The organism is Streptomyces sp. SID3343, from assembly GCF_009865215.1.
In the GTDB taxonomy this organism is placed as follows: Bacteria; Actinomycetota; Actinomycetes; order Streptomycetales; family Streptomycetaceae; genus Embleya.
Genome location: NZ_WWJX01001041.1, coordinates 1 through 9,399, shown reverse-complemented (window position 1 = coordinate 9,399; position 9,399 = coordinate 1). Strand labels below are relative to the sequence as shown.

8 protein-coding genes are annotated in these 9,399 nt (G+C 70.8%); 3 read left to right on the top strand and 5 right to left on the bottom strand.

The window, feature by feature from the left end:
* Positions 1-633: 633 nt before the first annotated feature.
* Positions 634-1,992, top strand: coding sequence for a class I SAM-dependent RNA methyltransferase (locus GT354_RS32675; RefSeq protein WP_346012284.1), 1,359 nt, complete (start codon positions 634-636; stop codon positions 1,990-1,992).
* Between the two features lie 250 nt (positions 1,993-2,242).
* On the opposite strand, the gene GT354_RS32670 is transcribed toward GT354_RS32675, so the two are convergent.
* Positions 2,243-3,541 carry a hypothetical protein gene (locus GT354_RS32670; RefSeq protein ID WP_161359993.1) on the bottom strand — a complete coding sequence of 433 codons (1,299 nt, stop codon included), beginning with the start codon at positions 3,539-3,541 and terminating at the stop codon, positions 2,243-2,245.
* Complete coding sequence (locus GT354_RS32665) at positions 3,538-3,891, bottom strand: hypothetical protein (protein ID WP_161359992.1); 354 nt, start codon at positions 3,889-3,891, stop codon at positions 3,538-3,540. Before GT354_RS32665 ends, GT354_RS32670 begins: the two co-directional genes overlap by 4 nt.
* 320 nt (positions 3,892-4,211) lie before the next feature.
* Here GT354_RS32665 and GT354_RS32660 point away from each other — a divergent pair, with 320 nt between their 5' ends.
* Positions 4,212-4,841: a hypothetical protein gene (locus tag GT354_RS32660; RefSeq protein WP_161359991.1), complete on the top strand. Its 630-nt coding sequence runs from the start codon at positions 4,212-4,214 to the stop codon at positions 4,839-4,841.
* A gap of 33 nt (positions 4,842-4,874) precedes the next feature.
* On the top strand, positions 4,875-5,801 hold the full coding sequence (locus GT354_RS32655) for an LLM class F420-dependent oxidoreductase (RefSeq protein WP_161359990.1): 927 nt from the start codon (positions 4,875-4,877) through the stop codon (positions 5,799-5,801).
* A 73-nt stretch (positions 5,802-5,874) separates the two neighbouring features.
* On the opposite strand, the gene GT354_RS52890 is transcribed toward GT354_RS32655, so the two are convergent.
* From GT354_RS52890 to GT354_RS32640, 3 genes are all read right to left on the bottom strand, one after another.
* A complete protein-coding gene (locus GT354_RS52890) occupies positions 5,875-7,566 on the bottom strand; it encodes a hypothetical protein (protein WP_202512572.1) in 1,692 nt (563 codons plus the stop codon).
* 98 nt (positions 7,567-7,664) lie between these two features.
* Positions 7,665-8,435, bottom strand: coding sequence for a hypothetical protein (locus tag GT354_RS32645; RefSeq protein WP_161359989.1), 771 nt, complete (start codon positions 8,433-8,435; stop codon positions 7,665-7,667).
* A gap of 208 nt (positions 8,436-8,643) precedes the next feature.
* Positions 8,644-9,399, bottom strand: a 756-nt coding sequence (locus GT354_RS32640; protein ID WP_202512571.1) for a substrate-binding domain-containing protein, incomplete at its 5' end; no start/stop codon positions are given.

The window sequence follows — 9,399 nt, the reverse complement described above, 5'->3', positions numbered from 1 at the left end:
GGGTCGGGTCGGGCCGCGCCGGGGACCTGGTGGGGGCGATCGGGGCAGCCGGTCGGGGGGATCGGGGGATCGGTGGGAGGAGCGGTTGTGAAATCGGTCTGGGAAGTGGCCGGGCGTTGGTCAGGGAATCGTTCGGGCGGGTGATCGGGTCCGCTTGGTGACACCGACGGTGGGCGCGGCTTCTTCGGGTAGGGACTACCCTGGAACCGCGCCCACCGCCGTGAGGCGCTTTCTTTGTGTCGCCGTGCCGCCGATGTCGCCCCCGGGCGTCGCCGCGCGTGCCGTGAACCCCTCGGGCGCGGCATCGGGCGCCGAGCCGACCGTGGCGTGCCGGCTGTGAATCTTCTCGATTCCACGAGTCGCGTCGGTTGTGTCGCTTGCGTGCGATGCATCGAGTCGCGTCGGTTGCGTGCGGTGCATGGAGAAGTCGTCGGACGCGCGGAGTGAGTCGCGTCGCGTCGGACGCGCGCAGTGTGTCGCGTCGGGTTGGTTGCGTGTGGTGTATCGCGTCGCGTTGGCTGTGTGTGGTGTATCGCGTCGCGTTGGCTGTGTGTGGTGTAGCGCGTCGCGTTGGTTGCGTGTGGTGCATCGGTTGAGTTTTCGCGTTGGTTTTCTAGTCGTATGAGGAGTGCCGTGCCTGTCGGATCGACGACCCCCGAAACGGACCAGTCCCTGCGGGGTGAGCGGTACGAGGTCGAGATCGGCCCGGTCGCCCACGGTGGGCACTGCGTGGCCCGCCACGAGGGTCGCGTCATCTTCGTCCGGCACGGGTTGCCCGGTGAGCGTGCCGTCGTGCGGATCACCGACGGTGGGCCCACGTCGCGTTTTCTGCGCGGCGACGTGGTCGAGGTGCTCACCGCGTCCCCCGACCGGATCACGCCCGCGTGCCCGGTGGCCGGGCCCGGCATGTGCGGCGGCTGCGACTGGCAGCACGCCACGCCCGCGGCGCAGCGCCGGCTCAAGGGCGATGTCGTGGCCGAACAGCTCGTGCGGCTGGGCAAGGTGAAGTTCGACGTCGACGTCGAGGCCGTGGACGGCCCGCCCGGGATGCCCGAGGGCCTGGGGTGGCGCACCCGAGTGCAGTTCGCCGTCGACCCCAAAACCGGTCGCGCGGGGCTGCGCAAGCACCGCTCGCACGAGGTCCAGCCGATCGACGGGTGCCCGATCGCCGCGCCCGGCGTCGAGGAGCTCGGCGTCGAGGCCCACGAGTGGCCCGGCGTCGCGTCGGTCGAGGCAGTCTCCGCGACCGGCTCCCTCGACCGCGCCGTCACGGTCGTGCCGGCCGAGGGCGCGGACGGTCGGATGCCGATCGTCGAGCTGAACCGGGCGGTGTCGGTGTTCCGTGCCGACGACAAGGGCCGGGTGCGCAAGGTGCACGGCCGCCCCGCCGTGCGCGAGGTGGCCGCGGGCCGAACCTGGAAGGTCTCGGCGGGCGGTTTCTGGCAGGTGCACCCGGCCGCCGCCGACGTGCTTGTGGGGGCCGTCATCGACGGGCTCGACCCGAAGCCCGGCGACCTGTCGCTCGACCTGTACTGCGGCGTCGGCCTGTTCGCGGGCGCGATCTCGGAGCGGGTCGCGGACAGTGACACGATCATCGGCATCGAGAGCTCGAAGCAGGCCGTCGAGGACGCGATCCACAACCTGCGGGACGTGCCGGGGGCGCGCTTCGAGGTGGGCACCGTCGAGAAGGTGCTCAGCCGGCCCGGCTTCCTGCGCCGGGCCGACCTCGTCGTGCTGGATCCGCCGCGGGCCGGTGCCGGCAAGGCGGTCGTCGAGCGGATCGCTCGGCTGACGCCTCGGCGCGTGGCGTACGTGGCGTGCGACCCGGCCGCGTTGGCGCGCGACGTCGCGTACTTCGCGAGCTTCGGGTTCAAGCTGCGCTCGGTACGGTCGTTCGACCTGTTCCCGAACACGCACCACGTGGAATCCGTGGCGATCCTGGAGCCGGGCCCGCGCCCGGCCAAGCGGGACAGCGGTCGCGGTCGGCGCTGATCGATCGGACGGATGTGGGGACACAAGGCCGCCTCGGCTGTGTCGGGGCGGCTTTGTCGTGCCTGGGTGCGTGGTGGGGTTCGGGGCTTGGTGGTGTGGGGTTCGGGCCTGGTGGGGGGTCGGGCTTCGGTGCGGACCGGCGATGTGGAGGTGTGGGATTGCCGGGGATTTCGACGGGGCGGGCGGTGGGGTGGGTCGTCGTGGAGTGCCGGTTGTGGATGGGGTGTCGTTCGAGGGCGCGGGTGCCCGGTCATTCCGACCACTCCTCGGCCGATCTGGTCGCATAGCGGTTCGCGGGTCGGGGGCGTGAGGGCGTTTGGAGGGGCGCGCCGGTTGCGCTGGGGGTGGGCAGCCACGTGGGAGCGCCCGGGCGCTGGGGCGTGCCCTCGCGGGCGGTGCCGCCGGTCACGTCGGGAACGGGCTCGCGTCGTAGGGACGCGTCCTGGGTGGTGGCGGGGTGTTCGGTCGTGCCGGCGCGCAGGCCGGGGGCGATGCGCACGCCCGTGATCGGGGGCGTGGGTGTGGCCGGATCCGGTGGGCCCGGTGTGGTCGGTCGGTGGGCGGCGGCGCCGAAGCCGTTTCGGGCGACGGGGCGAGGCGGGCGGGGGAGCGGGGAGGCCACGACGGGCGAGGCCGGCGGGGCCGGATGGTGTGCGTAGGTGGAGGCGGGCACGACGGTCGAGGTGGTGGGCACCCATGGGGTCTGGCCCGCGCCCGCGGTGGTGAGATCGGTGCCGGTGAGGCAGGTGCCGGGCGGGGGCTCGGAGCTGCTCGTCGTCGGGAGCGGGACGGTGGCTTTGGGCGACTGGGGTTGCGGTTCGCGTTCCGCGTGCGGCTGGGGTGGTGACGGTGGTGGGCTGGCCGTTGTGGTGGTCGGCGGTCTCGTGGCGGCGGGCGGCGGTGCGCCGCACGGCGACCCGGCGGCGTCGGGGGCGGGTCGGGCGCCGGTGGGTGTTCCCGGCTCTTGGGGCCCGGGTTCGCGTGGTGGGGGCACGGCGGCGGTCGCCGGAGGTGACGCGCATGCGTGGGTGGACATGGGGGGCGTCGCGGGCATCGGGGGCGTTGCGGGCAGTTCGGTCGTGGCGGTGGGCGGTGTGGGCTTGGGCGGTACCGGGATCGTCGGCTCCGCGTCGATCGGTGGGGTGGCTGCGAGTTCGGTGAACTCGGTGAGTTCCGGGAAGCTGTCGCCGAGGCCGCGGTACACGTCCTCCAGGTGCGTCGCGGCGACCTGGGCCGTGGTGCGGTCGGTGGCGCTCTCGACCGCTGTGGCGAGGGCCCGGGCCGCGGCGGCCAAGTGCTCGTGCAGTTCGGTGCTGCGGGCCGCGAGCGCTTCGGCGGTGTAGGCGAGCGACTGGCAGCGGGTCGCGAACGGGGCCGCGCCGCCGCCGGTCCAGGTGTCGGCGCTGCGGCGCGCCGTCGTGGTGAGCGCGTCGCGCAGTTCGGTCAGCCGGGTGGCGGCCAGTCGCCACCCGTCGGCCGCCGCGGCGACGCGGGCGGGGTCGGCCGCCTGAAGGGCGTCGTACGCCGGTACGACCTCGCCGGCGGTCATCGGGCGGCCGCCGTGCGCATGAGCGTGCTGACGTCGGCCTCGGTGCCCGTGAACCGGTCCACGGCGTGTGTCAGGTCCGCGCGGGTCGTCTCCAACTCCGCCCGAACCTGGGCCAACAGGGTGACCATCCGTGCGGCGGCGCGTCGATGACGATCCGTCAGCTCCGCTGCGCCCGGGAGCACCCCGAACGCGTCGGTGCCCAGAGCGGTGTCGGCCGCGACCCGCGAGGGCTCGGCGAAGCAGCCGGGTGCGAGATAGTCGGCCCGGATGTTGTACAAGCGGCGTACGAGGCCGTGCAGTTCGCCGGTGTCGTACGCGTAGCCGGTCGTGGGTTCGTCGGTGTAGGACATGCCACCACTTCCTGGTGCTGGTGTGTGTGCTCGGTGTCGGCATCGGCCGGCATCCGTCGGTGCCGGTGTGCCGGTGGGTGTTTCGTCGCCGATCGCTTTCGCGTGGCTTTCGTCTCTCCCGGGAAACGATGAGGTTGGCACGGTGGTCACCATCCGTGCAGGCGCCCTGTGGACAACTCGGGGAGTGCGTCACTCCGAAGAGTGAAACCGCAGCGAAAACGGCTTGGTTGTCCACAGATTGGGTGCCGGTGGGCGTGACGTCCCAGTTTTGGGCCTCAATCTTGGAGGCGCCGCAAACACACCGCACCAGGGAGTGATCCATGCACGCCATCGAGACCTTCGCCGAGTTGGACGACGAGTTGGCCACCGTCGATTCCACGCCACGAGCCCTGGCCGCGCTCGCGCTCGCCCTGCGCACCGTGCAGGAGGTCGTGCACGCCTGGAGCGGTGAACCCGATCGCGGCGGCTGCCTGTGCAGGGTGGCCGACGAGCTCGGTGACGCCCGCGAGATCGTGGCCCGGGTGACCGGCCCGGGGGCCGACACCGTGGTGCCGATGCCGGGCGGGGACCCGACCGCGGTGCCGATCGCCAGCGCCGCGCGAGTGCTCGGTCGGGCGGCCAAGGTGCTGACGCTGCTCGCTCGGCAGGGCATGCCCGAAAATCCGTGCACGCACTGGGCGCAGCTGCATCCCGCCGAGCGCCGAGCGTGCGCGGCGGCGTGGGCGATCGTGTTCCGTAACCTCGTTCGGCTGCGGGCCGCCGAGGAGACCGCGACGTGGTCCGGGTATCCGCATCGACACGCACCGGCCATCCCGCCCCGGCGGCGCCGCGGGTCGGTCTCGGTCTCGGATGCGGTGTCGGCCTCGGTCGCGGGGTCGGTCTCGGCCTCGGCGTCCGGCTCGGATTCCGGCTCGGCGCGGGTGATGCCCTTCCCTGCGAGGCTCGCATGATCAGTATTCGCATGATCAGGGGAGGATGGCCGTATGGATTTTCGTATCTTCACCGAACCGCAGCAGGGCGCGACCTACGACACTCTCCTGGAGGTGGCCAAGGCCACCGAGGATCTCGGCTTCGACGCCTTCTTTCGTTCGGATCACTATCTGCGAATGGGCGACGGCGACGGCCTCCCGGGGCCGACGGACGCCTGGATCACGCTGGCGGGACTGGCCCGGGAGACCAAGCGCATCCGACTCGGGACGCTGATGACCGCCGCGACCTTCCGGCTGCCGGGAGTACTCGCGATCCAGGTCGCACAGGTCGACGCGATGTCCGGCGGTCGGATCGAACTCGGCCTGGGAGCGGGCTGGTTCGAGCAGGAGCACGCCGCCTACGGCATCCCGTTCCCGCGCGAGAAGTTCGACCGGCTCGAAGAGCAACTGGAGATCGTGACCGGTCTGTGGGGCACCCCCGAGGGGGCCACGTTCCGCTACGACGGGCAGCACTACTCGCTGGCCGACTCGCCCGCGCTGCCCAAGCCCGTGCAGCGCCCGCATCCGCCGATCCTGATCGGCGGCTTCGGCGCCAAGCGCACGCCGTCGCTGGCCGCACGGTTCGGCGCCGAGTTCAACATCCCGTTCGGCTCGCCGGAGGTCGCCGCACAACAGTTCGGGCGGGTGCGCGAGGCGCTGGTCGAACACGGCCGCAAGGCGGACGACATCGTCTTCTCGAACGCGTTCGCGACGTGCGTGGGCAAGGACGACGCGGCGGTCGCCCGGCGTGCCGCCGTGATCGGTCGCGACCCCGACGAGCTCAAGGCCAACGGCCTCGCGGGCTCGCCCGCAGAGGTGGTCGACAAAATCGGCCGCTTTGCGGAACTCGGCGCGACGCGGGTGTACTTCCAGATCCTGGACCTGCACGACCTCGACCACCTGGCGCTGATCTCGGCCGAGGTGACGTCGCAGTTCGGCTGACCCGAGCGCCGACGAGGAAGGGCTCTGTCGCGGCCCGTGCGCCGCGACAGAGCCCGGTCCTCGGGGCGTGGGATCACGCCGCGGTGGGGGTCTCCTCGTCGCCGTAGGAGCCGCTGCCCTCCAGGAGCGCGCTGCGGCTGCGAGCGCGGTACCACAGCACACTGCCCGCGATCAGCAGCAGGCCGCCGGAGGTGCCGAGCAGTCGCGGGTCGAGCAGCGCACCGGTGTGGGCCAGACCGCCACCGCCACCGCCGCCGCTGCTGCCGCCCGAGCTGGTGCCGGCGGACGTGCCGCTCGAGGTATCGGACGTGGTGCCGCTCGAGGTACCGGAGGTGGTGCCTGTCGTCGTGCCGGCCGTGGTGCCGCTGGTGGTGCCCGCGGTGGTGCCGGCCGTCGTGCCGGTGGTGGTCCCCGCAGTGGTGCCGGCCGTGGTCCCGGTGGTGGTACCGGCAGTCGTGCCGGCGGTGGTGCCGTCAGTGGTGCCTGCGGTCGTGCCCGCGGTAGTACCGGCGGTGGTGCCCGCGGTCGTTCCCGCCGTGGTCCCGGCCGTCGTGCCCGCGGTCGTTCCCGCCGTCTGACCCTGGGTGGAACCGTTGGTGGCGCCGGCATGCGCCAGCTTGATACGGAAGGGCTGTTCGACCTTGGTGTTGGAAGGTGTCGAGGTTGTGGTCAGCACGTATTCACCGTCGACCCAGACGGCCGCCGCCCGCGGAAATGGGAGGGAAGTCTGCGCGAATTCGCCCTTTGCGTCAGTCTTGCCTGCTTTCGCAGACACGGGCCGGAACGCGGAGTCTCCCTTCTTGGTGATGACCGCGGTGAAGTCCTCGTTGGCCGGGAAGCCGGAGAGAGTCAGGGCAGTGGGGACCTCGATGTCGGCATCGGGGATGTCTACCTGGCCTACGTAGGAAACGGCAGGGATGACCTTGTCGACGACGCGCCAGGCTCCGTTGTCGAAACGTACGTCGATCCCCACGAGCTCTTCCACGCTGATTTGGACAGGAACGGTCACGCCGACTGTGCATTGCACGTGGAAGTGATAGTTGCCTGTCTGTGTCGCACCCAGCAAGAGAAGGGGTCCCTTGGCCCTGGTGGGTTTGCGGTCGGCAGGCAGGGGCTGCGGAACATCACCGTCCATAGTCGTGGTGGATTCTCCGGCTATCGAGCGTACGAACCGAAATCCTGTAGCCGGCTCGGGGCAGGCTTTGGTGGATCGAAGAGCTACTTTCGTGGCCATCGTGCCGGACGTGGGATCAAGGACGAGAGCGTCGTCGCCTGTTGGCGGTTCGGTGGTGGGAGGCGTGGTCGTGGGCGGCTCCGACGTGGGCGGCGCGGCCACGCTCCAAGTCGTCCCGCCGGCCGTGGTGATGTCGACCGAAGCGACTTCGCTGAGCGCGTGTTCGCTGTCGTCCAGGCATTCGGACGTCAGCTTGAACGTGCCGGTGAGCACCGTGCCCGACGGGAACAGCCGTAGGTCCTGGGCCGGGATTCGCGTTTCGTCCAGCTCGTCGCCTATTGCGCCGTTGAGCAACACCGGCGCGGTGAAGGTGCCGCCCGACAGCTTCCAACGGAAGTTGGTCGCCGGCGCCGCGCACGGTCCGGTGGCCCGCAGCGAGACTCTGGCGTCGATCGTGCCGGTACCCGGGTCGACGACGATCGTCGGTGCCGGCGGATCGGCGTCGGCTGCCGCCGCGATCGCCGGCGCGGCCGACAACACGAGCAGCCCGGCTCCGCACGATGCCAGCACGCGCGCGAGTCTTAGGCTCATCTGGTCAACTCCGTTGAGAAAAGGGAAAACGGGGGACGAACCACGAATGGGCCACCGGGAAAAACCCCGGCGGCCCAAGACATGTCACCGGTTACGCGTCACCACCACAGGCGGGACGAGTCCAGCGTGACGGCGACCTGAGAGGTCGCGTGCGAGTCGGTGCCGGAGAGCACGAGGCTGTAGGAACCGTCGGCCACGGTGGCCGGCAGCGTCAGGAGCGCGCCGCCCCACGTGCCGTTCGGGGAGAGCTGCGGCTGAAGCGAGACCGGGGTGGTGGTGCCGTCGACCGCACGGAGCGTGCCGTCCACGTGCTCACCGGGCGCGAAGCCGCGGAACAGGACCAGGCCGAAGCGCAGCGCACCGATCTTCGTCGGCAGTGCACGAGCCTCGGGCGAAAGCGCGGACCACACGCCGTTGTTGATGTGCAGGTCGACCGAGGCGGGCTCGGTGATCTTCAGCGCGCCGTCAACGTACGTGTAGCACTGGGTGACGAGCTTGTGCGCGACACCTTCCTGCGCTTCGGAGCCTTCCGGGAAGAGCGAACGCGGGCCGACAGCCGAAGTGTCGGCGACGTGGTCGGCCGCGAGCGGCGTGCCCAGGTACGAGCTGCCGAACACGCGGTCACCGGCGTCGGGCGTCCGTACGACGAACCGGAACGCGGTCGCGTCCGCGGCACACGGCACACTCGCGCGGGCCGTCGCATTGCCGTCGAAACCGGTCGGACCGTACAACGGGTTCACCTTGACGGTACCGACGGTGGCCGGCGCGGTCGTGGTGGACTTGGCGTCCTTCGCCGAGGCCGGGACCGCGGCGATGGCGAGCGCGGCGGGAACCGCGACCGTGAGCGCGATGAGACGACGAAGCTTCATGAAATGCCCTTCCGGGGTGTATGGGATTCAGCCAAACAGCACGCGGTAGCCCGTTGGGCGACTGCGGGGGAAACAGCAGAGGCTCGCGATGGCGAACCGGTGAGCGATCCGCCACGGGAGGGTGAACGGCCGCTCACGCGAGCTTTGTTGCTCGTCGACTCCGGGGCCGAGGGGGCACCGAGGCACCCGCGGCACCGGCTCTCGCAGATCAGTCCCTGTAACCGAATGCGGTCCAGATCGCACGCTGGGCGGGAGCCTTGGCCCAGTTGATGAACGCGATGGTGTCGGCGTCGTTCTCGTTGTCCATGTCGTCGTAGACGTAGTAGACGTCGATGTTGCCGACGAAGTCGCTCGCGTTGGGGGCCTTGCCGTCGATGTTGCCCAGGACGAAGCCGTTGGTGTGGTTCGCGACCCCGGTGGCCGGGTTGGTCTGCTCCCGGTACGCGGCCTTCGAATAGGGAATGATCGCGTCGACGGAGGTGATCTGCGGCGCGTCGCCGCGGTTCTCCTGCGCGGTCACGAAGATGCTCGAAGCGCAGTAGCCGCCGACGGGCAGGGTCGGGTCGACGCCACGGAGCACCGTGCGGATGAACTCCGTGCGGGTGCCGGAACCGGCCTGCGGGAGATGCTTTTGGATGGGGCCGGATACGGTGCTGCCGGGAATCTGGTTCCAGTCCGTGATGGTGCAGTTGTAGATGTCCCTGACCTGCTTCTGGGTCAGGTTGTTGGGCACACCGGCCTTTCGGGTAGCCCAGGTGATCGCGTCGCCGCCGACCCTCTCGAAGGCCAGCGAGGCCTCGGCGTTGCCGTTGTCGGACCTTCGGTCGCGCGTCGAGCGGGCGAAGCTGAGGCAGTTGGCGTTGCTGCCCGCGTGCTCGGCGAGCAGCGCGCGGATGCCGTCGTTCGAGCCGTTCGGCCACGCGTCCTTGCCGACGCCGTAGTTGGTGTTGCAGGCGGCCTTGCC